21 protein-coding genes are annotated in these 24,250 nt (G+C 69.6%); 10 read left to right on the top strand and 11 right to left on the bottom strand.

Going from position 1 to position 24,250, the window contains the following annotated elements:
• Nucleotides 1-77: 77 nt before the first annotated feature.
• Nucleotides 78-1,082 (bottom strand): zinc-dependent alcohol dehydrogenase, encoded by a 1,005-nt coding sequence (locus ADL01_RS27900; protein WP_053744767.1) that lies wholly within the window; start codon nt 1,080-1,082, stop codon nt 78-80.
• Nucleotides 1,079-2,236 carry a mandelate racemase/muconate lactonizing enzyme family protein gene (locus ADL01_RS27905; protein WP_053744768.1) on the bottom strand — a complete coding sequence of 386 codons (1,158 nt, stop codon included), beginning with the start codon at nt 2,234-2,236 and terminating at the stop codon, nt 1,079-1,081. The genes ADL01_RS27900 and ADL01_RS27905 overlap by 4 nt, the downstream gene beginning before the upstream one ends.
• Nucleotides 2,237-2,746: 510 nt before the next feature.
• On the opposite strand from ADL01_RS27905, the gene ADL01_RS27910 reads away from it, so the two are divergent.
• From ADL01_RS27910 to ADL01_RS27935, 6 genes are all read left to right on the top strand, one after another.
• Nucleotides 2,747-3,763, top strand: a complete 1,017-nt coding sequence (locus ADL01_RS27910) for a LacI family DNA-binding transcriptional regulator (RefSeq protein ID WP_053744788.1) — start codon at nt 2,747-2,749, stop codon at nt 3,761-3,763.
• A 217-nt stretch (nt 3,764-3,980) separates the two neighbouring features.
• The gene (locus ADL01_RS27915) at nt 3,981-4,982 is read left to right on the top strand and encodes an ABC transporter substrate-binding protein (RefSeq protein WP_053744769.1); all 1,002 of its coding nucleotides are present in this window, start codon (nt 3,981-3,983) and stop codon (nt 4,980-4,982) included.
• A gap of 144 nt (nt 4,983-5,126) precedes the next feature.
• The gene (locus ADL01_RS27920) at nt 5,127-6,659 is read left to right on the top strand and encodes a sugar ABC transporter ATP-binding protein (RefSeq protein WP_053744770.1); all 1,533 of its coding nucleotides are present in this window, start codon (nt 5,127-5,129) and stop codon (nt 6,657-6,659) included.
• Entirely contained in the window at nt 6,656-7,765 is a 1,110-nt protein-coding gene (locus ADL01_RS27925; RefSeq protein ID WP_053744771.1) for an ABC transporter permease, read from the top strand. The genes ADL01_RS27920 and ADL01_RS27925 overlap by 4 nt, the downstream gene beginning before the upstream one ends.
• A complete protein-coding gene (gene yjfF / locus ADL01_RS27930) occupies nt 7,765-8,790 on the top strand; it encodes a galactofuranose ABC transporter, permease protein YjfF (RefSeq protein ID WP_053744772.1) in 1,026 nt (341 codons plus the stop codon). Before ADL01_RS27925 ends, yjfF begins: the two co-directional genes overlap by 1 nt.
• Before the next feature lie 176 nt (nt 8,791-8,966).
• The gene (locus tag ADL01_RS27935; protein WP_063783597.1) at nt 8,967-9,782 is read left to right on the top strand and encodes an SCO2400 family protein; all 816 of its coding nucleotides are present in this window, start codon (nt 8,967-8,969) and stop codon (nt 9,780-9,782) included.
• A gap of 33 nt (nt 9,783-9,815) precedes the next feature.
• Here the strand turns inward: ADL01_RS27935 and ADL01_RS27940 are convergent, their stop codons facing one another.
• Nucleotides 9,816-10,253, bottom strand: a complete 438-nt coding sequence (locus ADL01_RS27940) for a MarR family winged helix-turn-helix transcriptional regulator (RefSeq protein WP_053744774.1) — start codon at nt 10,251-10,253, stop codon at nt 9,816-9,818.
• Nucleotides 10,254-10,350: 97 nt separating this feature from the next.
• Between ADL01_RS27940 and ADL01_RS27945 the strand changes: the two genes are divergently transcribed.
• Nucleotides 10,351-11,379 carry an NADP-dependent oxidoreductase gene (locus ADL01_RS27945; protein ID WP_053744775.1) on the top strand — a complete coding sequence of 343 codons (1,029 nt, stop codon included), beginning with the start codon at nt 10,351-10,353 and terminating at the stop codon, nt 11,377-11,379.
• An 80-nt stretch (nt 11,380-11,459) separates the two neighbouring features.
• Here ADL01_RS27945 and ADL01_RS27950 read toward each other — a convergent pair whose 3' ends face one another.
• Complete coding sequence (locus ADL01_RS27950) at nt 11,460-14,051, bottom strand: M14 family zinc carboxypeptidase (RefSeq protein ID WP_078960792.1); 2,592 nt, start codon at nt 14,049-14,051, stop codon at nt 11,460-11,462.
• A 177-nt stretch (nt 14,052-14,228) separates the two neighbouring features.
• Here ADL01_RS27950 and ADL01_RS27955 point away from each other — a divergent pair, with 177 nt between their 5' ends.
• Entirely contained in the window at nt 14,229-15,038 is an 810-nt protein-coding gene (locus tag ADL01_RS27955; protein ID WP_053744777.1) for an EI24 domain-containing protein, read from the top strand.
• 5 nt (nt 15,039-15,043) lie between these two features.
• Here the strand turns inward: ADL01_RS27955 and ADL01_RS27960 are convergent, their stop codons facing one another.
• Both ADL01_RS27960 and ADL01_RS27965 read right to left on the bottom strand, forming a co-directional pair.
• Complete coding sequence (locus ADL01_RS27960) at nt 15,044-16,294, bottom strand: pyroglutamyl peptidase (RefSeq protein WP_053744778.1); 1,251 nt, start codon at nt 16,292-16,294, stop codon at nt 15,044-15,046.
• Between the two features lie 118 nt (nt 16,295-16,412).
• Complete coding sequence (locus tag ADL01_RS27965) at nt 16,413-17,315, bottom strand: SGNH/GDSL hydrolase family protein (protein ID WP_053744779.1); 903 nt, start codon at nt 17,313-17,315, stop codon at nt 16,413-16,415.
• A 271-nt stretch (nt 17,316-17,586) separates the two neighbouring features.
• Here ADL01_RS27965 and ADL01_RS27970 point away from each other — a divergent pair, with 271 nt between their 5' ends.
• Nucleotides 17,587-18,081: a DUF3145 domain-containing protein gene (locus ADL01_RS27970; protein WP_006374635.1), complete on the top strand. Its 495-nt coding sequence runs from the start codon at nt 17,587-17,589 to the stop codon at nt 18,079-18,081.
• Between the two features lie 145 nt (nt 18,082-18,226).
• Here ADL01_RS27970 and fabF read toward each other — a convergent pair whose 3' ends face one another.
• The 5 genes from fabF to ADL01_RS27995 all read right to left on the bottom strand — a co-directional run bounded on the left by fabF (nt 18,227) and on the right by ADL01_RS27995 (nt 23,278).
• Nucleotides 18,227-19,507 carry a beta-ketoacyl-ACP synthase II gene (gene fabF / locus ADL01_RS27975; protein WP_053744780.1) on the bottom strand — a complete coding sequence of 427 codons (1,281 nt, stop codon included), beginning with the start codon at nt 19,505-19,507 and terminating at the stop codon, nt 18,227-18,229.
• Nucleotides 19,508-19,686: 179 nt separating this feature from the next.
• Nucleotides 19,687-19,935 carry an acyl carrier protein gene (locus tag ADL01_RS27980; RefSeq protein WP_053744781.1) on the bottom strand — a complete coding sequence of 83 codons (249 nt, stop codon included), beginning with the start codon at nt 19,933-19,935 and terminating at the stop codon, nt 19,687-19,689.
• A gap of 80 nt (nt 19,936-20,015) precedes the next feature.
• Nucleotides 20,016-21,011, bottom strand: coding sequence for a ketoacyl-ACP synthase III (locus ADL01_RS27985; RefSeq protein ID WP_053744782.1), 996 nt, complete (start codon nt 21,009-21,011; stop codon nt 20,016-20,018).
• A gap of 15 nt (nt 21,012-21,026) precedes the next feature.
• Complete coding sequence (locus ADL01_RS27990; protein WP_053744783.1) at nt 21,027-21,983, bottom strand: ACP S-malonyltransferase; 957 nt, start codon at nt 21,981-21,983, stop codon at nt 21,027-21,029.
• Nucleotides 21,984-22,072: 89 nt separating this feature from the next.
• A complete protein-coding gene (locus ADL01_RS27995; RefSeq protein ID WP_053744784.1) occupies nt 22,073-23,278 on the bottom strand; it encodes a PucR family transcriptional regulator in 1,206 nt (401 codons plus the stop codon).
• A gap of 60 nt (nt 23,279-23,338) precedes the next feature.
• Between ADL01_RS27995 and ADL01_RS28000 the strand changes: the two genes are divergently transcribed.
• Nucleotides 23,339-24,034 carry a pirin family protein gene (locus tag ADL01_RS28000; RefSeq protein WP_053744785.1) on the top strand — a complete coding sequence of 232 codons (696 nt, stop codon included), beginning with the start codon at nt 23,339-23,341 and terminating at the stop codon, nt 24,032-24,034.
• Nucleotides 24,035-24,250: the final 216 nt, after the last annotated feature.

Here is a 24,250-nt window from a genome sequence, read left to right on the forward strand (position 1 = left end):
TGGTTGCGCAAGACGTTGGATGTGCGCCGGTACGGGGGTGTCAGACGCCCGGTACCGGCGCACGGCTCAGGGGTGTGTCACGGCCGCAGCAGTACCTTTCCGACCTTCGGGTCGCCCGACCCGACCAACTCGATGGCCTGCGCGAACTCTTCCAGCGGGAGCTCGTGGGTGATCAGCGGCAGCGGGTCGAGGAGCCCCGCCCCGAAGACCCGCACCGTGTGCGCCCAGGCATCCGGCGCCGCACCGAACACGGTGTGCACCTCCAGCTGCCGTACGACGAGGTCCGTCGGGTCGAGCCCGACCGCACCCGGCCCCGGGATCCCCGTCAGGACCAGCCGGCCACCGCGCCGTAGCAGGGCGGCGGCGGTGCGCGCGGCGGTCGCGGACCCGGCGGTCTCGATGACGACGTCGAAGCCGCCCGGGAGCTCCTCGCCCTTGATGCGGAAGTCCGTGGCACCGAACTGCTTCGACAGCTCCGCCCGGTCCGGGCGCGTCCCCACGACGAGCAGCTCGGACGGCGAGCTCGCCTTCAGGAACTGGATCGCGAACATCCCGAGCGTCCCGGTGCCCACCACGGCGACCCGCTCACCCGGAAGGGTGTTCGCCTTGAGCGCGGCGGCCGCGATGCACGCGGCCGGCTCCAGCAGCGCCGCCGCCGTGAGATCCGCGTCGTCGGCCAGGACGTGCAGCAGACGCGCGGGCAGCGTCAGCGTGGCGGCCATCGCGCCGGGCTCGGTGAACCCGGTCTCCTCGTAACCCGCCGAGCACAGCGTCGTCTCGCCCACGTGACAGCGGTCGCACACCTGGCAGTTGCGGAAACCCTCGCCGACCACCTTGCGGCCCACGAGGCTCGAAGGCACCCCGGCGCCGACCGCGGTCACCGTCCCGGACCACTCGTGGCCCGGCGTGAGGGGGTAACGGACGTACCCCTCAGGCCTGTTGCCCTGGTACACCTCGCGGTCGCTGCCGCAGATCCCGACGACGTGCACCCGGACGAGGGCCTCGCCGGGCTCGGGCTGACGAGGCTCGTGCGGCACCATTCGGTGCTCGCCCGGAGCCTCGATCACGACAGCGCTGCTCACTCGGTGCCCTTGGGCTTGCGCTGCTCCCAGCCCTCGGCCCAGAGGTCGAATCGTGCCTGCTGCTGCGGGAACTCCGCCGCCGCGTCGACGTCCAGCTCGACGCCGAGTCCGGGCTTGTCGGAGAGGTGGAAGTAGCCGTCCACGACCTCCGGGGCCCCCTTGACGACCTTCTTGATCTCCGCGTCCGCGAAGTCGTTGAAGTGCTCGAGGATCTTGAAGTTCGGGGAGGTGAAGCCGACCTGGAGGGAGGCTGCGGTCAGGACCGGTCCGCCCACGTTGTGCGGTGCGACCAGTGTGTAGTGGGTCTCGGCGGTCGCGGCCAGCTTGCGGGTCTCCCAGATGCCGCCGATGTGGCCGACGTCGGGCTGGATGATGTCCACGGCCTGGCTCTCGAAGAGCTCCCGGAACTCGATCCGGTCGTGGATCCGCTCACCCGTGGCGACCGGGATGTCGACCTTGGCGGCGACCTTCTCCAGTGCCTTCAGGTTCTCCGGCGGGCAGGGCTCCTCCAGCCACGCGGGCTTGAAGGGCGCCAGGTCCTTGGCGAGGCGGACGGCGGTGGAGGGCGAGAAGCGGCCGTGCATCTCCAGCATCAGCTCGGCGTCCGGCCCGATGGCGTCACGCACGGCCTCGATCAGGGAGACGGCGTACATGCTCTGCGCGTGGTCCAGCTCGAAGTGGCCGGTCCCGAAGGGGTCGATCTTGAGCGCCTGGTAGCCGCGCTCCATGACGCCCTGCGCCGCCTTGTGGTACGCCTCCGGGGTGCGCTCGGTGGTGTACCAGCCGTTGGCGTACGCCTTGACCTTGTCGGTGACCTTGCCACCGAGGAGCTGCCACACCGGCACACCCAGGGCCTTGCCCTTGATGTCCCAGCACGCCATCTCGATCACGGCGATGCCGGACATCACGATCTCGCCGGCCCGGCCGTAGTCGCCGTACTTCATGCGCTTGACGAGATCCTCGACGGCGAACGGGTCGGAGCCGAGGATGTGGTTGGTCTGCGCCTCGTGCAGATAGCCGAGGAGCGCGTCTGTGTGGCCCAGCATGCGGGTCTCGCCGACACCGGTGAGGCCCTCGTCGGTGTGCACCTGGACGTAGGTCAGGTTCCGCCAGGGTGTCCCGACCACATGCGTGCTGATTCCCGTGATGCGCACGGTACTCCCTCGTCCTCTTGGCTTGGCTCGTTCGATATTTCGTCACTTGTTCGAAATGCTGTCGCGACAGTAGGGACGCTTTGGGTGGGGTGTCAATGGGGCGCACGTACAACCCTTGCCAGGTTTTGGACTGCCGCCATCCGTTCCCACATTCCGGCACCGGAACCCCTCCTGCCCCCGACTGCCGCGTTATCCAACCGTGACGACCTCCCTGGCGCAGCCCTCTTGACCGCTGCCGATTGTTAGCGCTCACAATGGCGTCCGCATTCACCAATCGTCTACAGTCGCCCCCCGGCGGCATCGGGGGAGGTATGAGCTTCATGTCGGCACTGCCCCAACTTGCCTTACCGTCCGGCGCATTGGGCCTCTCCGGAAGCCTGGCGTGAGGCGGGTGGCGCGAAGGCGACCGCCCCATCGAATGACTTGTCCGCAGACGACCGCCAAGGAGGTGCAGCCGTGAGCAACCCGCAGACCAGCCCCCAGTTCCACTCGCAGAACCGGCCGCCTACCATGGCCGACGTGGCGCGCCGGGCCGGCGTGTCCCACCAGACCGTGTCCCGCGTACTGGGCGATCACCCCAATGTGCGCGACGAGACACGGGCCAGAGTGCTGCACGCCATCGAGGACATGGGCTACCGCCGCAACTCCTCGGCACGGGCGCTGGCGACCCGGCGTACCCTCAGCCTGGGTGTGGTCGCCTCCAACACCACGCTCTACGGGCCCGCCAGTACGCTGTTCGCGCTGGAGCAGGCGGCACGTGCCCAGGGGTATCTCGTCTCGACGGTCAGCCTGCGGGAACTGACGGTCGAAACGGTGTCCGAGGCCATGCACCGGCTCAGTGAGGGTGGCGTGGAGGGGGTGATCGCCCTCGCCCCGCAGCGGTCGGCGGTCGAGGCCCTCTCCGAAGTCCGCCATCCCTTCCCGGTGGTGGCCGTGGGCACCGGCTCCGGCGTGGAGATCCCGAGCGTCAACGTGGATCAGGGGCTGGGCGCCCGGCTGGCCACCAGTCATCTGCTGGCCGCCGGCCACCGCACGGTCTGGCATCTCGCCGGGCCCGACAACTGGCAGGAGGCGGTGGACCGCGCCGACAGCTGGCGGTCGACCCTGGAAGAGGCCGGTGCGGAAATTCCCTCGCCGCTGCGGGGTGACTGGAGCCCGTTGTCGGGTTATCGTGCGGGCCAGGAACTGGCCGGCTGGGTCGGCCGCGGTCTGACCGCCGTCTTCGTCGCCAACGACCAGATGGCACTGGGAGTGTTGTGGGCGCTGCGTGAGGCGGGCGTGCGCATCCCCCAGGACATCGCGGTGGTCGGCTTCGACGACATCCCGGAGTCGGAGTTCTTCGCTCCGCCGCTCACCACAGTCCGGCAGGACTTCGCGGCGGTCGGCAAGCGGGGTATCGCACTGCTGCTGGACCTCATCGAGGGCCGGATGCCCTCCGGGGCCAGGCAGGTCATCATCGAGCCCCAACTCCTCGTCCGCGCCAGCACTTTCCCCTACGCCCCCCAGTCCGGGACCGCTCCCGGCTGAGGCGACACAGACTCGTTCGGCGATCGTCCTCACCCCACCGGTGTGATCGAGATCCCGAACGATGATCGACAGGTTGGACAAATCGCAGCCTGTCGCCCCGAACCCCACGAGAACCAGAAGCACCACCGGTAGGCCCCACGAGTACCGACAAGCCCCACCAGAACCATGAGTACCAGCTGACCCAGCACGGGCCGGCGGCTCTTCAAAGGAGAAGAACATGCTCAACAGAAGGAACTTCCTCACTGCGGCGGTCGGCGTGGCGGCTGCGACGAGCCTTGCGGCCTGTGCCAAGAAGGACGACGGCGGCGGCTCCACCGGCGGTGGCGACGGCAAGATCGTCCTCGGCTTCTCCCAGGTCGGCTCGGAGAGCGGCTGGCGCAGCGCCAACACCGACTCGGTGAAGTCGGCGGCGAAGGAGGCCGGTTACGACCTCAAGTTCTCCGACGCGCAGCAGAAGCAGGAGAACCAGATCTCCGCGATCCGCAACTACATCACCCAGGGTGTGGACGTCATCGCCTTCTCCCCGGTGGTCGTCACCGGCTGGGACGCGGTGCTCAAGGAGGCCAAGGCCAAGAAGATCCCGGTGGTCCTCACCGACCGCTCGGTCGAGACCTCCGACCAGTCCCTGTTCGTCACCCTGGTCGGCTCCGACTTCACGGACGAGGGCCGCCGCGCGGGCAAGATCCTGGAGAAGGTCCTCGAGAAGGCCGGCCACAAGGGTGCTGTGAAGATCGCCCAGCTGGAGGGCACCACCGGTGCCGCCCCCGCGATCGAGCGCGCCAAGGGCTTCAAGGAGGTCATGGACGCCGAGCACGCGAGCGACTGGAAGATCGTCGTGAGCCAGACCGGTGACTTCACCAGGGCCGGCGGCAAGCAGGTCATGGCGGCCTTCCTGCAGTCCAACCCGGACATCAACGTCCTGTTCGCGCACAACGACGACATGGCCATCGGTGCCATCCAGGCGATCGAGGCGGCCGGCAAGAAGCCCGGCAAGGACATCCTCATCGTCTCGATCGACGGCGTGAAGGACGGCTTCGTGGCCATGTCCGAGGGCAAGATCAACGCCATCGTCGAGTGCAACCCGCTGCTCGGCCCCCAGCTCATGGAGGTCGTGAAGAAGGTCAAGAACGGCGAGTCGGTCGAGCGCTGGATCAAGACCAAGGAGGGCGACTTCATGCAGGACCAGGCGAAGGCCGCGCTCCCCACGCGTAAGTACTGACCGACCGCACCCATCGGCAGGGAGCCTCCGCCCGCGCCGGCCCTCCGTACGGAGGGCGGCCCTGGGGGCTCCCTGCGGGCCTGAAGGACATCAAGGGCCCGACCCAACATTCGTGGGCCTGAACGAGATTCAAGGAGCGCTGCCATGGCAGAGCCGCGGCCCGTCCTGGAGATGACGGGCATAGTCAAGGAGTTTCCGGGGGTACGGGCTCTGTCGGGTGTCGACTTCCGGCTCTTCCCCGGTGAGATTCACGCCCTGATGGGCGAGAACGGAGCCGGTAAGTCCACCCTCATCAAGGTGCTGACCGGCGTCTACGCGCTGGACGACGGCACGGTCACCCTCGACGGCCAGCCGGTGCGGATCGACAGCCCGTTCCAGGCACAGCAGGCCGGCATCAGCACCGTCTACCAGGAGGTGAACCTCTGCCCCAACCTGTCGGTGGCGGAGAACATCTTCATCGGACGTGAACCCATCCGCTTCGGCCGCATCCAGTGGACGCAGATGCGCAAGGACGCGGCGGAGCTGGTCGACCGGCTCGGCCTCGACCTCGACGTCACCGCGCCCCTGTCCTCGTACCCGCTGGCCGTGCAGCAACTGGTCGCGATCGTACGGGCGGTGGGCACCGGCGACAGCGACGGCGCCGGAGCCGGCACCAAGGTGCTGGTTCTCGACGAGCCGACGTCCAGCCTCGACCGCGACGAGGTCCTCGAACTGTTCCGCCTGATGCGGCAGTTGAGGGACGAAGGCGTCGCGATCCTGTTCGTCTCGCACTTCCTCGACCAGATCTACGAGATCTGCGACCGCATGACCGTCCTGCGCAACGGCACCCTCGTCGGCGAGCACATGGTCAGCGAGCTCGACCAGGTCGGGCTGATCCAGCTCATGATCGGCAAGGCCATGGACCAGCTGGAGGGGCTCCAGGAGCACCACGCCGAGGTCGGTGAGACGCTGCTCGAGGCGGACGGCCTCGGCAGGACGGGCGGTATCGCCCCCTTCGACCTCCAGATCAAGAAGGGCGAGGTCCTGGGCCTGGCCGGCCTGCTCGGCTCCGGCCGTACCGAACTCGCCCGCCTGCTCTTCGGCGCCGACCAGCCCGACAGCGGCACGGTCACCATCGGCGGCAAAGCGGTCTCGATGAGCGCCCCGAACGACGCCATCGGCGCCGGGGTCGCGTTCTGCTCCGAGAACCGCAAGACCGAGGGCCTCGTACCGGAGCTGACGGTACGGGAGAACATCATCCTCGCCCTCCAGGCGGCCCGCGGCTGGATCCGGCCCATCCCGGCCGCCCAGCGTGACGAACTCGTCGCCAAGTACATCAAGGCCCTGGACATCCGCCCCGCCAACCCGGAGGCCCGGGTCGGCCGGCTCAGCGGTGGCAACCAGCAGAAGGTGCTGCTCGCCCGCTGGCTCATCACCCAGCCGAAGCTGCTGATCCTCGACGAACCGACGCGCGGTATCGACGTCGGCGCGAAGGCGGAGATCCAGAAACTCGTGGTCTCGCTCTCCGAGGAAGGTATGTCCGTGCTGTACATCGCGGCCGAACTGGAGGAAGTACTCCGGCTCAGCCACACCATCGGCGTGCTGCGCGACCGCAAGCTGGTCGCCCAGATCGCCAACGGGCCCGAGATCACTCCCACCCGGATCCTGGAGACCATCGCGAGCGGAGAGCACCAGTGACCACCACTCCCCGTTGGCGCGCGCTGACGCAGCACAACCTGTTCTGGCCGGTGGCCGTGCTGGTCGTCCTGCTGCTGATCAACGTTCCCTTCACACCCGGCTTCTTCTCGATCAAGATGACGGACGGCCACCTCTACGGCAGCCTCGTCTCGATCGTGCTGTTCGGCTCGCCGCTCATCCTGGTCGCGGTCGGCATGACCCTGGTCATCGCCACCGGCGGCATCGACCTCTCGGTCGGCGCGGTCGTCGCCATCACCGGCGCCCTGACCTGCTCGTACATCAGTGACGAGGCCAACCAGGACTCCCTGTCCGGAGTTTTCCTGGCCATGGGCATCGGCCTGATCGCCGCCGTCGTCTGCGGTCTGTGGAACGGCTTCCTGGTGGCCCGGATGGGCATCCAGCCCATCATCGCGACCCTGATCATCATGGTCGCGGGCCGAGGCGTGGCCCAGCTGATCACCGACGGCCAGATCATCACCATCAACAGCGAGCCGTACAAGCTGATCGGCGGCGGCTACTGGCTGACCCTGCCGTTCTCCATCTTCGTCGTGGCCGCGGTCGTGGCCATCACGGTGGCCCTGACCCGCCGCACGGCCCTCGGCCTGCTGGTCGAGTCGGTCGGCGGCAACGCCGAGGCCAGCCGGCTGGTCGGCATCAGGTCCATGCGCATCAAGATCATGGTGTACGTGTTCTGCGCCCTGTGCGCCGGTATCGCGGGCCTGATGATCAGCTCCAACACCTCGGCGGCGGACGGCAACAACGCCGGCCTGTGGATCGAGCTCGACGCGATCCTCGCCGTCGTCATCGGCGGTACGTCACTGACGGGCGGCCGGTTCTCCATCGGCGGCACCGTGGTGGGCGCCCTCGTCATCCAGACCCTGACCACCACGATCTACACCATCGGCGTACCGACCCAGACCAACCTGGTCTTCAAGGCCGCCGTCGTCATCGTCGTCTGCCTGCTGCAGTCCCCGAAGTTCCGCGCCAAGGTCTTCGGCGCCAAGTTCCGCTCCGGTACCGGCACGAAGGGCGGCGGCACCTCGTCCGCCACCCCGGCGGACGGCGCCTCGACCACCGCGGCAGCCCCCAAGATGGAGGTGTCGTGATGAGCACGGCCACCAAGACCCCCACGGCCCCCGACAGCCGTCGTACGCCGTCCAAGGCCGCGCGACTGCTCGGTGACCGGCGCCTGCCCGTCGTGGTGACCGCCACGCTCTTCCTCGTGATGTACATCGTCGGTCTGACCCGCTACCAGAACTTCGGTTTCGGCGAACCGCAGGTGTTCCTCAACCTGTTCATCGACAACGGCTACCTGCTGGTCGCCGCGGTGGGCGCCACGTTCGTCATCCTCTCGGGCGGCATCGACCTGTCCGTGGGTTCCGTGATCGGCTTCACGACCATGCTCACGGCATGGCTGGTGGAGAAGCAGGGCCTGCCCATCCTGGTCGTCATCCCCATCGCGCTGGGCGTGGGCGCCCTCGGCGGCTTCCTGATGGGCTATGTGATCCACAACTTCGAGATCCAGCCCTTCATCGTGACGCTCGCCGGCCTCTTCCTCTTCCGGGGCCTGTGCCTGATCGTCAGCAAGGAGTCGATCGCCATCGACGACTCCTCGGTGAGCAGCATGGCGCAGGCGCAGGCACAGCTGGGGGTGGGCTTCCTGTCGATCGGCGCGATCATCGCGCTGGTCGTCCTGGCCATCGCCTTCTACGTCCTGCACTACACGCGCTTCGGTCGGCGCGTGTACGCCATCGGCGGCAACGAGAACTCGGCCATGCTGATGGGCCTCCCGCAGGGCGGCACGAAGATTGCCGTGTACACGGTGAGCGGCTTCTGCTCCGCCCTGGCGGGCCTGCTGTTCACCCTGTACATCCAGTCCGGCGACCCGCTGCACGCGACCGGCATGGAGCTCGACGCGATCGCCGCGGTCGTCATCGGCGGCACCCTGCTGACGGGCGGCTCGGGCTATGTCGTGGGCACGCTGTTCGGTGTCCTCGTCCTGGGCCTCATCAAGAGCATCATCCAGTTCGAGGGGACGCTCAGCTCCTGGTGGACGAAGATCGCGACGGGCGTGCTGCTGTGCGCGTTCATCCTGATCCAGCGGGCCATGACGGCCCGTAAGAAAACCTGACCCACCGGGGAAGCCCTCTCCGGCCCGGAGCGGTCCGTCGCACGTACGCCGTGCGACGGGCCGCTTCGGCATGCCCGAAGCGCTCGGACAGGCAAACACGAAGCGCAGGTTCCACACCGAATATTCACAGGCCCCCCTAGGAACGCCCCCGGTGCGGAACCTATTCTTCCCGCGTCATGGACTACTGCCATCAGTGCCAACGGCACCTCAACGGCGCACTCGCCTGCCCGGGGTGCGGCTCAGCGCCAGCACCTCCCCCCGCCTACGTGGAGGAAGCCGACGCGCGCCCGCAACCGGCAGCGGACGCCTTTGCCGGGGCCGCCGACGAGGCAGTGCGTCCCGGCCGGGCGGCGGGCCGGAAGGCGGCTCGCGGACGCGGGCGCGAGACGACGGCAGCCGAGGCCCCGGACGCCTACGAGGCCGAGGGTGAGTACGAGGCGGAGTACGAGGCGGAGTACGAGGACGCCGGGCGCGCGAACGGCAGTCGACGTGACCGCAAGGCCGCGGCGCACCGGCGGCGACGGAAGCGGGCGCTGCTCGTCGTCGCGGGGTTCGTGCTCGCGGCGGGCGGGCTGAGCCTCGCCGAGCTGGGCAAGGACGCGCCGGGATCGAACCCGAACAGCGCGACGACCGACGGCGATTCGGTGGACGGCGCGACGCCGGAGGCCGCCGACACGCAGACGCCCCGGTCCGACGGGAAGCCGGCCTCGGCGGACGACAAGGCGTCGGCCTCCGCGTCCGCGAAACCGTCGACGTCACCGTCCCCGTCGGCGTCGGAGAGCTCGGGATCACCGTCGCCGTCGGTCTCACCGAGCGCGAGCAAGGACGCCCCGTCGGGACCCATCGGCTCGCCGCCGACACCGACGAGGGGACAGTCGACGTCGGCACCGGCGGACCCGACGACCCCGTCCGCGGACCCGACGACCGCGGATCCGACTCCGGAACCGGCGCCTTCGGAGACGTGCGAGCAGTTTCTGTGGTGGTGCGCGTAGGCGGAGCCGGCTTTGGGCGGCCCAGGAAAGGGCCTACGCCTCCACCATCCGCACCAACAGCCCCCGCAGCAGCACCCGTTCCTCCTCCGACAGCCCGGCCAGCGGCTCCCGTGCGAAGCCGAGGGAGTCGCGCAGGCTCCGTGCGACCCGGTGTCCCTCGTCCGTGCAGGCGGCCAGCTTCACCCTGCGGTCGGTGGGGTCGGGGCGGCGCTCGACCAGGTCCCGGGACTCCAGGCGGTCCACGATCCCGGTGACGTTCGACGGCTCGCACCGCAGTTTCCGTGCCAGCTGCCGCATCGGCAGGGCACCCAGTGAGAGCAGGCTCAGCAGGCGCGCCTGCGCCCCGGTGAGGGAGTGCCGGGTGGCAGCCTCCTCGTACTCCTCGTGATAGCGGGCCACGACCGCGCCGATGAGGTCGACGACCTCCACGCTCAGGGGGTCCATGCGGTGGGTCTTCTCTGGAGTGGCCATGCCCTCCAGGCTACCCCGTTACTTGACAACATGAAATATTCAGCGCCATTATTGTTTCACGTACTGAAACAACTGAGCCGCACCGGAAGGCCACCTCATGTCCGAGACCCCCACCCCCGCCCTCCCCGCCGTCAGCCGCGAATGGCACCTGCTCAGCCGTCCGGTCGGCTGGCCCAAGGCCGAGGACTTCGCCCTGGTCGAGGCCGAGGTCCCGCAGCCCCGCGAGGGCCAGGTGCTGGTGCGCAACCTGTACGTGTCCGTGGACCCCTACATGCGCGGCCGGATGAGCGACGCCAAGTCCTACGTCGCCCCCTTCGAGCTCGGCAAGGTCATGCAGGGCGGGGCCGTCGGCGTGGTCGTCGCCTCCAACGCGGAGGGCCTCTCCGTCGGTGACCACGTCCTGCACTTCCTCGGCTGGCGCGAGTACGCGGCCGTGAACGCGAAGGACGCCGTCAAGGTCGACCCCGAGGCCGCGCCGCTGTCGACGTACCTCGGTGTCCTCGGCATGACCGGTCTCACCGCCTACGCGGGCCTCCTGCGCACCGCCTCCTTCAAGGAGGGCGACGTGGTGTTCGTGTCGGGCGCGGCCGGCGCCGTGGGCGGCCAGGTCGGGCAGATCGCCAAACTCAAGGGCGCCTCCCGGGTCATCGGCTCCGCCGGTTCCGACGAGAAGGTCAAGCTGCTGGTGGAGGAGTACGGCTTCGACGCCGCCTTCAACTACAAGGACGGTTCGGTCGCCTCGCAGCTGCGCGACGCCGCCCCCGACGGCATCGACGTGTACTTCGACAACGTGGGCGGCGACCACGTCGAGGCGGCCATCGGCGCCCTCAAGCACGCCGGCCGGATCGCCATCTGCGGCATGATCTCCGTCTACAACAACACGGAGCCCGCCCCCGGCCCGAAGAACCTCGCCCGCCTCATCGCCACCCGTGGCCGCATCGAGGGCCTCCTCGTCGGCGACCACTACGACCTCCAGCCGCAGTTCGTCGAAGAGGTCGGCGGCTGGGTCCGCTCCGGCGAGCTCAAGTACCGTGAGACGGTTCTCGAGGGCATCGAGAACAACCTCGAGGCGTTCCTCGGGGTGCTGCGCGGCGACAACACCGGCAAGATGATCGTCAAGTTCTGATCCGTACGACGCCGAAGGCCGCACCCCTGGACGCTTCCGTCCGGGGGTGCGGCCTTCGTTCGTCGTGGCCGGGGCGCGGATCAGCCCCGCGACCTACCGGCCGACGCGGTCGGCGCGCTCAGCAAAGCGCGTGCCACCTGCGCGAACTCCCCCTTGGGGTGGTCCCGGAACAGGGGCTCGGTGCCGAACAGGACCGCGTGCGGCCCGCTGACCACCGACGCCTTCCCCGCCGCTGCCGTCGGCCCCCCGGACCCGTCACCCAACGACCGCCAGTGCCCGGCGACAAGAAGCCTCCCGGCCCCGTACGACTGGTCGACCCGCACACCCGGCCCCAGGTCGGTGAACCAGACGGGCGCGTACACGAACCCGTGGTCCGGCGCCCCGGCGGTGACCGGGCTCCGGCCCGAATTCACCACCCGTACAACGCCGTTGGCGTCCCCGTTGCCCTCGACCGCCTTGACCGCCAGCATCCCGGCGGCGGAGTTCAGCGCGGCCCCGGCAGCACCCCGGCCGACCAGCCCCCGGGAGTGGAGGAAGGCGTCAAGTGCCGTACGGGCAGCGGGTTTCAGGCCCTCGTACGACAGGTCCTGCGACACGAACAGCACATCCGCCCCCGCCCAGTCGAAACCGGCGTTGAGGACGGCCGTCGACACCGGCGTCACCTCGAAGTTCATCTCACGCAGCGCGAACAGCTCACCGGGCGCGACGGCCGCCGCGACCCGGGTACGACGCAGGGAGGCCGTACCGGTCGCCTTCGTCGCGTCGAAGGCCACGCCGTACGCACGGGCCGCCGCGACCGCCTTCGGGCGCGCCGACGCCGGGACGATCGCACTGCCGTCCGCTGCCCGCCGTACCGAAACCCCGTCCCGCAGCAGGGAGTTGAGGGCGGCGATCTCACGCGGGTCGTCCAGCCGCAGCCGCAGCCTGCCGTACGGAGCGACGTACCCGGCCCGTGTCGCGGCGGTCACCTTCCGCAGTGGCAGGCCCAACAGACGGCCCCTGCCGACCGGTTGGACGGTCGCACCCCACAGCCTGCCGAGGCTCCAGCCCGAGATGTCATACATCACCGACACCTTGGCGCTGATGTCGCGCCCGTCGGCGAGCAGCACGTTGGCGAGCCCGCGCTTCGGCTGGCGCATGTCGACGACGTACGAACCCTTCGCGTACGTCCGTCCGCCGAGCCGGAAGGCGTGGCCGGCGCGGGTGACCTTGACGTCGTTGGCGAGCAGGTGGTCGACCAGCCGGGCGGCGGCGGGCGCGGAGCGCTGCGCCGAGGCGCCCGCCGGAATGACGTACGCACGGGGGAAGGTCGTCGTGTAGACGTCCTCCGGCCCGATCCCCGGCACGCCTGGGACGGTCGCCGCCGACACCGGCACCTGGGCGGCTCCGGCGGCGCCGCGCCGGAAGACCTCGATCTGGTCGGTGACGAGCGAAGTCCGGTGATCCTGGACGTAGTTGAGGGTCGCCTTGATGGCCGCACCGGCCACGGCGACGTTGATCGCGGAGCGGCGGCGCAACTCGGCGACCGGCAGGGTGTCGTAGGCGCTGTTGTTGACCGTCATCGGGATCTCGACGGTGTGCGCGGCGACCGTGCCCTGGAAGGCCGCGTACTGCGGGGTGAAGACCGGCGGCCAGTCGTCCCAGCCCTCCTTCTGGTCCCTGAACGGGATCTGGGCGGGCTCGACGCCGTCCCGCTGAGCGGTGTAGCCGAGGCCGTTGACCGCGGCCTCCATCCCCAGGGCGTTGGCGTAGGTGTTCTTCAGGAACAGGTCGTACTCGTAGTTCTCGCCGTGCGGGGGAGTGGTCGGCTCGATGAGCGTGCCGTTGACGTATCCGTGCAGATCGAGCATGACGGTCGGCTGCTTGTCGATCTCGATCTGCCGCATCGCCCGCCCCTCGGGCTGCGAGGAGGTGACGAAGTCCCGGTTCAGATCGAACCCGTTGGCGTTGGCCCGGGTGCCGGCGATCCGGCCGTCCGGATTGGCGGTGATGTTGAAGTAGATGCGGCTGTGCGCGAGCAGGTCCCGCGTCCTGGCGTCGGTGGCGGTCGCGAGCCGCTCGACGAGCTTCAGGGAGGCGTCGGTGCCCTCCCACTCGTTGCCGTGGATGTTGTTGTTGAAGAAGACGGGAGCCTTGTAACTCCGTTTGATCGCCTGGCTCTTGGCGGCGACCGCGGGCGCGTTCTCGATCAGCCGGCGCATCCGCTCCTGGGCACGCGCCTGGGCCGCGCTCTCCGGCGCGGTCACCGTGACGAGATACAGCCGGTGCCCGCCCGCCGAACGCCCCGCGACCTCGACGCTCACCCGGTCGCCCAGCTTCTGGAGGTCGTTCAGCTTCGGGGCGATGCCGTGGTACGGGATCAGGCCCAGCTTGATGGACTTGTCGGCCGGGTTCACCGGGTCGGGGGACAGGACCTGTTCGCGCGGGTAGCCGCGCCCGGTCCCGGTGAGGCCGTCGACGGGCGCTGTGAGGGCACGGGCGGCGGCGCCGGCCGGGATCGTCGCGGCACGCGCGTCGGCCGGCCGTCCGCCGTCCGCCCCCGCGCCCTCACGGGTCACGGGCTTGCGGTCGGCGGTGGCGGTGTGGGGGGTGAGCAGGAGCGAGCCCGCCGTGGTGACGGCGAGGGCCGCGAGCAGAACAGGCCTCGGTGGAACGGGTCTTGTACGTCGCACGCGTACCTCTTCCATTGCTTCCTCTACGTCCTTTGCTTCGTGGGCTTGCCGGACTTGCTGAGTTCGGTACGCCGAGATCTACCTTGTCGACTCAACGCCAACAAGAGGGTCTCCGCGCCACGCATGCCCCGTATGGCGCATGCGTGGCCTCCTGTACACCGCCGATAGAGTTCACCCATGAGCGATCTCGTGACAGGTTTCCGCTACCTCCTGAAAGGCCAGCGCTGGGTCGCCCGACACGGCAAGCAGTACGGATTCGGGCTGCTCCCCGGCCTCCTCACCCTCGTCCTCTACCTCGCCGCCCTGACGGCCCTCGCCCTCTACGGCACCGACCTCACCGCCTGGGCCACCCCTTTCGCCGACGACTGGTCGAGCCCCTGGCTGGGCCTCTTCCGCGGCTTCCTCACCGCGCTCCTCATCGCCCTGGCCCTGCTCCTGTCGGTGCTCACCTTCACCGCGGTGACCCTCCTCATCGGGCAGCCCTTCTACGAGAACCTCTCCGAGAAGGTCGACCGGGACGTGTCCCCCGACGGCACGGCCCCCGAGTCGGGCCTGCCGCTGCACAGGGAGCTGTGGATCTCGGCCCGCGACAGCCTCCGGGTCCTCGTACGGGCCCTGTGCTGGGCGCTGCTCGTCTTCGCCCTCGGCTTCGTCCCGGTCGCCGGACAGACCGTCGTCCCTGTGATCGGCTTCCTCGTCACCGGCTTCTTCCTCACCGAGGAGCTGACCGGAGTCGCCCTTCAGCGGCGCCGGGTCGAACTCCGGGACCGGCTGGCCCTGTTGCGCTCCCGCAAGCTGCTCGTGTGGGGCTTCGGTACGCCGCTGGGGCTGGCCTTCCTGGTGCCGTTCGTCGCCGTCTTCCTGATGCCGGGCGCGGTCGCGGGCGCCACCATGATGGCCCGCGACCTGCTCGGCGAGGAGACCCGGGAGCCCGCCGACGACACCGAGGACGCCGAGGATCAGGACACGCCGACCCCGGCATCCTGACCGGCTCAGCCGCCGGACGCGTCCACGGCCACGGTCAGGATCGACCGCACCTGGGCGATGATGTCCAGCCGGTTCCGCACGAACTCGGGATCGGTCACGGCCCCGGTGTCCGGGTCGGTGTTGTCGGCCCCGAACTGCAGCACGGGCGTGTGCACATGCCCGCCGGGAAGCGTGGCGCCCAGACCGAGCCGGTCGCGCAACAGGGTTGCCCGGTAGGCGATCTCGTTGGAGAGATAGTCCCCGCCGCCCCCGGCCCGCGCCGTCGACCCGGCGGTGGGCCCGTCGGCCCGTTCGACGGGATCGTTGCCGCCCACCGGTATCTCGGTCACGCTCGTGTTGTCGTACACCGGGAAACGCCCGGTGTTCGCGGCGACAACCGCCTTGTACGGCAGCGTCGTTGACGTCCACTGGGGCTGCGTGGCCGGGTCGGTGACCGGTACGGTCCCGGTCCGGCCGATGTTCTCGTTGTCCTCGAAGCCGCCCCGCCAGGCCCCGTTGGTCCGCTCCACGTCGAATCGCCCGACCCGCCCCTGACTCACGGTGGCGAACAGATCGACCTTGGGCAGATACGGCTTCAGCGTCCGCTCCACCGTGCCCTGCGCGAAGTCCTCCCAGCGCACCGGGAACACCGCTGTCTCGACCCTGACCCTGCCGTGTGCCGTCTCGATCACCGTGCCGTCGAGCGCGAGCGCGGTGGCCCCGGACGGGTTGGAGATCCGTATGTCATGGTCGAGCGTGAACGGATCGAATCCGGTGACGAGAACCCGCTTCGACGCCTCGCAGCCCGGATACCGGATCGACGACTGCCCGCGAGAGTTCCGCTCCAACTCGCCCAGCAACTCCGCCCTTTGGCTGCCTTCCAGCCCGAACGACGGCTTCCACAACCGCAGTTCACGGGTCATCCCCAACCGCGCCCAGTACAGGGGCCGGTCGTCGTCCCGGCTCAGATCACCGCCGGCGGGCCCGCGCCCCTGCGCCCGGTCGACGGCCCGCCGCCACAGCGCCGCTCCCTGACGTACGACGAGTGCGCGGGCGTCAGCGTAGGAGTTCGCGCTGCCGAGCGCCCGCGCGAACTCCGTTGCCACGGAGTCGAATCCGGAACGCCGGAGGATCTCCTGCGGCGCCGCCCTGTCGAGCCGCTGCTCCTCGACGGTGGGCGCGGCGGGGGCGTCGGCGGCCGACGCGGTGGCGGGCACCGCGGGCCCGGCCAGCAGCGCGAGTCCGAGTACACCGATCCGTACATGTGGATGTCTCAAGGGAGTTCAGGCCTTCCGTCGCCGTGGGGGAACCAGCAGTGAGGTGCTGTCGACGGCGGCAGTATCGCGTGACGGAAGTGGTCTACGCCATACGGCGCGACCCAGGGGGAGTCACAGGCTAGGCAACCGCCTTCCTGCCGGTGATCCCGCGATACGCGATCTCGGCCAGCCGCGCCTGTCCGTTCCGGCTCGGGTGGAACCAGTCCCAGGGGCTCAGCTGCCGCGTCCCGAAGTCGTAGTCGAAGACCGCGCCGCCGTCGAACCGGCACAGCCGGTCCGTGGCGCACACCTCCTTGAGCACCGAGTTGTACGCCTCCACCCGCCCCTGCACCTCGTCCCGCCGCGCCGTCGCCACCGTGTCGACCGCGTCCGGATCGCCCAGCATCGACGGACAGATCCCCAGCTTCCACACCGCCTTGCCCAGCACATTGGTCCGCCCCTGCGACCAGAGCCGCTTCAGATCCGGCACGCTCGCCACGTACACCTGGCTCTTCGGCGCTCCCGCACGCAGCGTGCGCAGCGACTTCTCGAACGACGACCGGAACTCGGCCACCGACGTCATCTCCCCTGCCGACGGCCGGCACGCGTCGTTGGCGCCCGCCATCACCGTCACCAGCGCGGGCTTGTGGACGGCGGCCTTCGTCATCTGGGCGGGCAGATCGGCCATCCGGGAGCCGCTGACGGCGTAGTTCCAGCTCCGCCGAGCCGCCCCGGACGCCCCCAGCAGCCGTAAGGCCAGACTGTTCACCTCCTTGTCGCTGCCGGTCGCCCAGGACACCTCCGGGCAGTCGGACAGCACCGAGCAGGCGTCGAAGCCACGGGTGATGGAGTCGCCCACAGCGACCATGGAGGCGGGACTGCTGTCCCACACGGGCGTCGGGCTCGCCGACGGCCTCGCCTTCGCCCGCGTGCCGTCCGGCTCTGGGGACGCGCCACCGGCGGCGTCACACCCTGCGGCGCCCAGCACGGCCGCCGAGACGACAGCGACGACGGTCCGCGAACGGTGACTTCGTTTCCGCATCCTTCGGGTCCCCTCGGTCGGCGTGCAACGGCTCTCGCACATAACAACGCACGAAAGTTCCCGACCCGAAAACAACTAATGGTCCACACACTGCAACGTCGCACACCCGTACAAGCGTCCCCCTGGGTGAATGGCGGGCGTTTCATGGCCCTGGGACCGACGGTACGTCACACTCCTTGCGCCGCCGCACGGTAGCCTCGCCATCAACGCGGCTGTCCGCCACCGCCGCTCAGCCAGTTCGCAAGATGTCCCGCTCTGTCCGGAGGTTGCAGTGACGACACGTGGAGTTCTGTACGTGCACTCCGCGCCGCGCGCGCTGTGCCCGCACGTCGAGTGGGCCGTCGCCGGAGTGCTCGGCACACGCGTCAGCCTCGACTGGATCCGCCAGCCCGCCGCACCGGGCACCTGGCGCTCCGAGTTCTCCTGGAAGGGCCAGGTCGGCACCGCCTCCAAGCTCGCGTCGGCCCTGCGCGGCTGGCAGTTGCTGCGCTTCGAGGTCACCGCGGAACCCTGCGCCACCGCCGAGGGCGAGCGCTACAGCTGCACCCCCGACCTCGGCATCTACCACGCGGTCACCGGCATCCACGGCGACATCCTCATCCCCGAGGACCGCCTGCGCGCCGCCCTCACCCGCTCCCAGCGGGGCGAGACGGACCTGGAGGCCGAGTTGGCCAAACTTCTGGGCAAACCCTGGGACGACGAACTCGAGCCCTTCAGGTACGCGGGCGAGGGCGCCCCGGTGAGATGGCTGCACCAGGTGGTGTGACGGTACGTACGAAGGCGGCCCGCCCGGAATGTCCGGGCGGGCCGCCTTCGTACGTACTGGTAGTGGTCTTCAAGCGACGAATACCGCAACCATCAATTGAGGAACCCCCACGGCGGGTAACCACCTCCGCGAGAGCGGCGCCGGTTTAGGCGCAAGGGTGGGTCCTGAACGCCAGCACCACGTTGTGCCCACCGAACCCGAACGAGTCGTTGAGCGCGGCGATACGGCCGTCTACCGGCAGCTTGCGGGCCTCACCTCGCACGATGTCCGCGTCGACCTCGGGGTCGAGCTCCTCGACGTTGATCGTCGGAGGTGCGACCCGGTGGTACAGCGCGAGCACCGTCGCGACGGTCTCGACCCCGCCCGCGCCGCCGAGCAGATGCCCGGTCATCGACTTGGTCGCGGACACGGCCATGTGGTCGACGTCCTCGCCGAACACATTGCGCAGCGCCTTCAGTTCGGCCACGTCACCCGCGGGCGTCGAGGTCGCGTGCGCGTTGACGTGCACGATCTCCGCGGGATCCAGGTCGGTGCTGGCCAGCAGGTTCCGCAGGGCCGCCGAGATACCGCGCCCCGCCGGCTCCGGCTGCACGATGTCGTGGGCGTCGGCCGAGATGCCCTGGCCGACCGCCTCCGCGTAGACCCGGGCACCGCGCGCGGCGGCGTGCTCGGCGGACTCCAGGACGACCACGCCGGAGCCCTCACCCATCACGAAGCCGTCGCGGCCCGTGTCGTACGGACGCGAGGCACCCGTCGGGTTCTCGTTGTTCTTGGACATCGCCATCATGTTGCCGAACGCTGCGATGGGCAGCGGATGGATGGCCGCCTCGGTGCCGCCCGCGATGACGACGTCGGCGCGGCCGGTACGGATCATCTCGATGGCGTAGCCGATGGCCTCGGCGCCCGACGCGCAGGCGGAGACCGGGGTGTGCACACCGGCGCGGGCGCCTACGAGCAGGCCCACGTTGGCGGAGGGGCTGTTGGGCATCAGCATCGGGACGGTGTGCGGGGAGACGCGGCGTACGCCCTTCTCCTTCATCACGTCGTACTGGTCGAGCAGCGTCGTGACTCCGCCGATGCCCGAGGCGATGACGGCACCGAGACGGTCGGGGTCGACGGCCTGGTTCTCGCCCTCGCCCGCCCGGTCGGTGAAGCCCGCGTCGGCCCACGCCTCCTTGGCGGCGATCAGCGCGAACTGCGCCGACCGGTCCAGTCGGCGGGCCTGGGGCCGGGGAATGATCTCGGTCGGTTCCACGGCGATCTGCGCGGCGATGCGAACGGCCTGCTCGGCCGCCCACTCCTGCTCCAGGGCGCGGACACCGGACTTGCCGGCGACCAGACCCTCCCAGGTAGAGGCCGCGTCACCACCCAGCGGTGTGGTTGCGCCGATACCGGTGACGACCACGGTGCGATTGGTCGGGCTCACGGGAATTCCTTCTCCAACTGATACGGGAGGACAACCCCCGCGTAGGCGGGGAGAACGGCGCCACCGCCAGGCGGCGGGGCTGAGGGACCGATCAGGAGATCGGCCCCCGTGACCAGCCCTGACGACCGGCCCTGATGACCAGTCCCGGCGAACCGGTCCTGGCGACCAGGGCCGGTGAATCAGTCCTGGTTCTTGAGGATGTACTCGGTGGCGTCGCCGACCGTCTTGAGGTTCTTGACGTCCTCGTCGGGGATCTTGACGTCGAAGCGCTCTTCGGCGGCGACGACGACCTCGACCATGGACAGCGAGTCGACGTCCAGGTCGTCGGTGAAGGACTTGTCCAGCTGGACGTCCTCAACCGGGATGCCGGCGATCTCGTTCACGATGTCGGCGAGACCGGCGACGATCTCTTCCTGAGTGGCGGCCATGGCAGGCGCTCCTTCTTGTGTATCTATCCAGAGAGTTGGCAGTTGTCCCCGTTCCGGTTCCGAGGATCCGGTACGGGTGCCTAGGGGAGGGTAACGACCGTCGCGGCGTACACGAGACCCGCCCCGAAGCCGATGACGAGCGCGGTGTCGCCGCTCTTCGCCTCGCCGGTCGCCAGAAGCCGCTCCATCGCGAGCGGGATCGAGGCTGCCGACGTGTTGCCGGTGGTGCGCACGTCGCGCGCGACCGTGACGTGCTCCGGCAGTTTGAGGGTCTTCACCATCGAGTCGATGATCCGCTCGTTGGCCTGGTGAGGAATGAAGACGTCCAGGTCGTCCGGGGTGATCCCGGCCGCGTCCAGCGCCTCCTTGGCGACCTTCGCCATCTCGAACACGGCCCAGCGGAACACCGCCTGGCCCTCCTGCGTGATCGCAGGAAACTTGCCGGAACTGTCGTACTCGTTCCACGGTACGGTCTGCTTGATGGTGTCCGACTTGTCGCCCTCGGAGCCCCACACGGTCGGACCGATGTGCGGTTCAGTGGAGGGGCCCACGACGACCGCGCCCGCGCCGTCACCGAAGAGGAAGGCGGTCGCCCGGTCCTCCAGGTCGGTCAGGTCGGACAGCCGCTCGACGCCGATGACCAGGACGTACTCCGCCGAACCGTCGACGATCATGCCCCGGGCCAGGGTCAGCCCGTAGCCGAAGCCCGCGCAGCCCGCCGAGATGTCGAACGCGGCTGCCTTGGCCGTGCCGAGCTTGTCGGCGATCTCGGTGGCCACGGCCGGGGTCTGCTTGAAGTGCGAGACGGTCGCGACGACCACGCCGCCGATCTGCTCGGCGCTGATCCCCGCGTTGGCGATCGCCTTGCCGGACGCCTCCAGGGACATCGCGGCGACGGTCTCCTCGTCGGAGGCCCAGTGCCGGGTCTCGATGCCGGAGCGGGAGCGGATCCACTCGTCGGACGAGTCGATAGTCTCCAGGATCACCTCGTTGGGTACGACCCGGACCGGCCGGTAGCCGCCCACGCCCAGGATGCGCGCGTACGGGGCACCCTTACTGGGCTTGATCTTCGACATTGCTCGGGGCTCCTTTCAGGCGCCCGCCGCGTCGGCGGCAGAGGTCGAGGTCGATGACGCGGCGATGAGCTCACGAGCGGCGTCGAGGTCGGCGGGGGTCTTCAAAGCCAGCGCCTTCACGCCGGGCAGCGCGCGCTTGGCGAGACCGGTGAGGGTGCCGCCCGGGCACACCTCGATGATCGCGGTCGCGCCCAGCGCCTTGAACGTCTCCATGCAGAGGTCCCAGCGCACCGGGTTGGCGACCTGCCCGACCAGCCGGGCGAGCACCTCGGAGCCGTCCGGGACCGTCTGTCCGTCCTTGTTCGAGACGTACGTGATCTTCGGATCGCCGGGCATCAGCGACGTGGCGGCAGCGGCGAGGGCGTCCACCGCCGGAGCCATGTGGAGCGTGTGGAAAGCCCCGGCCACCTTCAGCTGGACGACCTTGCGCACCCCTTCGGGCTTGTCCTCGACGAGGGCCTCGATCTGCTCGACCGTACCCGCGGCGACGATCTGCCCGGCGCCGTTCATGTTCGCCGGAGTCAGCCCGAGCTTCTCCAGATGCGCGAGGCTCACCTCGGGGTCACCACCGAGAAGCGCAGCCATACCGGTGTTCGTGACGGCGGCGGCCTCGGCCATGGCCAGACCGCGCTTGCGTACGAGGGTCAGGGCGGCCAGATCGTCGAGCACACCGGCGAAGGCGGCGGCGGTGATCTCACCGACGCTGTGACCGGCGACGGCGCCGGGAACGAGGTCGCCGCCCATGGCACCCAGTGCCGAGGCGGACAGTATCCCGGCCGCGACGAGCAGCGGCTGGGCGACAGCGGTGTCGCGGATCGCGTCGGCGTCGGCCTCGGTGCCGTAGTGGACGAGGTCGAGCCCGATGGCGTCGGACCACGCGGCGACGCGCTCGGCGGCACCGGGCAGTTCGAGCCAGGGAGTCAGGAAGCCGGGCGTCTGGGCGCCTTGGCCGGGAGCGACGAGTACGAGCACTCTCACACTCTCTCTTGGGGACGGGCACGGCCGCCCGTGGGGACAGGGACGAAGAACAGCAGGGGGTTTTGTAGACCCCCGACAAAACCCTAGGGTTGGTGATCCCCGTCGGCCAGGCGCCCGAGGATCAGCGCGATCCGCAGTGTGAATGCGGATCGTACATCTGAAGGTGACCATCCGGTGACGTCAGTCACACGTCGGAGCCGGTAGCGCACGGTGTTCGGGTGAACAAAGAGCATTCGTGCCGCGCCCTCCAGGCTGCTCGCCTGTTCCAGATAGACGGCGAGGGTTTCCAGAAGCGCGGACCCGGCCTCCTCCAGCGGTCTGTAGATCTCCTCCACCAACTGGTCGCGCGCCCCCGGGTCACCGGCGATCGCGCGCTCCGGCAGAAGATCGTCGGCGAGCACCGGACGCGGTGCGTCCTGCCAGGCCGAACAGGCCTTCAGCCCCGCGGCGGCGGCCTGTGCGGAGCGGGTGGCGGCGAGCAGGTCGGGCACGATCGGCCCCGCGACCACGGGCCCGGCGGCATAGGGTCCGATCAGCGCCTTGGCGACGGCGAGCGGATTGTCGTCGCCGCCCGCGATGACGACGAGCCGATCACCCAGCACCCCGGTCAGGACCTGCAACTTGGCGTGCCGGGCGGCCCGTCGGATCGCCTCGACGGTCAACTCGCTGTCCCCGTCGGGTGCGGTGCCGAGCAGCACGCACACATGGTCGGGCGAGTTCCAGCCAAGCGCGGCGGCCCGCGACACGGCTCCCTCGTCGGCCTCGCCGCTGAGCACGGCGTTGACGACCAGCGACTCCAGCCGGGCGTCCCAGGCACCCCGTGCCTCGGCCGCCTGGGCGTACACCTGTGCGGTGGCGAAGGCGATCTCGCGGGCGTAGACGAGCAGCGCCTCACGCAGCATGTTCTCGTCACCGGGAGCGGCCACCTCGTCGATGGCGCTCTCCATGACCTCGATGGTCGTACGGACCATCTCGACCGTCTGGCGCAGGGTGATCGCCCTGGTCAGCTCACGGGGAGCGGTACCGAAGACGTCCGTGGAGATGGCCTGCGGAGCGTCGGGATGCCGGAACCACTCGGTGAAGGCGGCGATACCGGCCTGGGCGACCAGCCCGATCCAGGAACGGTTCTCCGGGGGCATCGCCCGGTACCACGACAGCGTCTCGTCCATGCGCGTGATCGCCTGCGCGGCGAGAGTCCCGGACGACTTCTCCAGCCGCTTCAGGGTCCCCGGGTGCGGATGTTCGGGACGTGCGGGGGGCGCGGGGTGGTGGGATTCGGGTTCGGGCACGGAACAAGACTGCCTTATCAGGACGGGAGTGTGCGGCGCCGGGTCTACGGTGGGTGTGTGATGGACGTACGGCGCGCGGACGACCGCTATCCCGGGGGTGACCCGGCGGCCGGTATCGAATCCTGGCACGCCTTTTCCTTCGGCTCCCACTACGACCCGGACAACCTGCGTTTCGGCGCGATGATCGCCTGCAACGAGGAACGCCTCGAGCCCGGCGCGGGCTTCGACGAACACCCGCACAGCCATACGGAGATCGTGACGTGGGTGACGGAGGGGGTCCTCACCCACCGCGACTCGACGGGCCACAAGACCACCGTCCACCCCGGGGACGTGCAACGTCTGAGCGCGGCGGCGGGCGTACGCCACGTCGAACGCAACGAGGGGGACACGCCCCTGACCTTCATCCAGACCTGGCTGGCCCCCCTCACGGCTGGCGGCCCCCCGTCCTACGAAACGATCCGCGGCATAGCCGACGCGACCCCGTACGCGATCCCGGCGGCGGGCACCCTGCTCCACATACGCCGCCTACACCCAGGAGAACGCACAGCCCTCCCGACGGCCCCCTTCGTATACGTCCACGTAGTACGGGGCGAGATCCACCTGGGCCCCGAGACACTGACCCCCGGAGACGCGGCACGGATCACCGGCCCGCCAAGCCCGGAGGCAACGGCACTAACGGCGGCGGAGCTGCTGCTGTGGGAGACGACCGCATCTATCCAGCCCAGGCCCAGCCATCTCAGCCCGTCCGGCGTTTGAGGACGAGCGCGTTCAGCGCGAAGGGGGGTCTGGGGGCGCAGCCCCCGGGGACGGGACGGGTAAGGGCGGCGGGGGCGAAAACACCCCACCCCTCAGCCCCGCCCCTCCCCCACCACCGCATCCGTGAAGCCCGGCCAAACCCCCACCGCCCACGCCCCGAACGCCCGATCCGTCAGCGCGACACACCCCACCCCCACCACCGGATCGACCCACAGA

Source organism: Streptomyces sp. NRRL WC-3618, assembly GCF_001280005.1.
Taxonomy (GTDB): domain Bacteria; phylum Actinomycetota; class Actinomycetes; order Streptomycetales; family Streptomycetaceae; genus Streptomyces.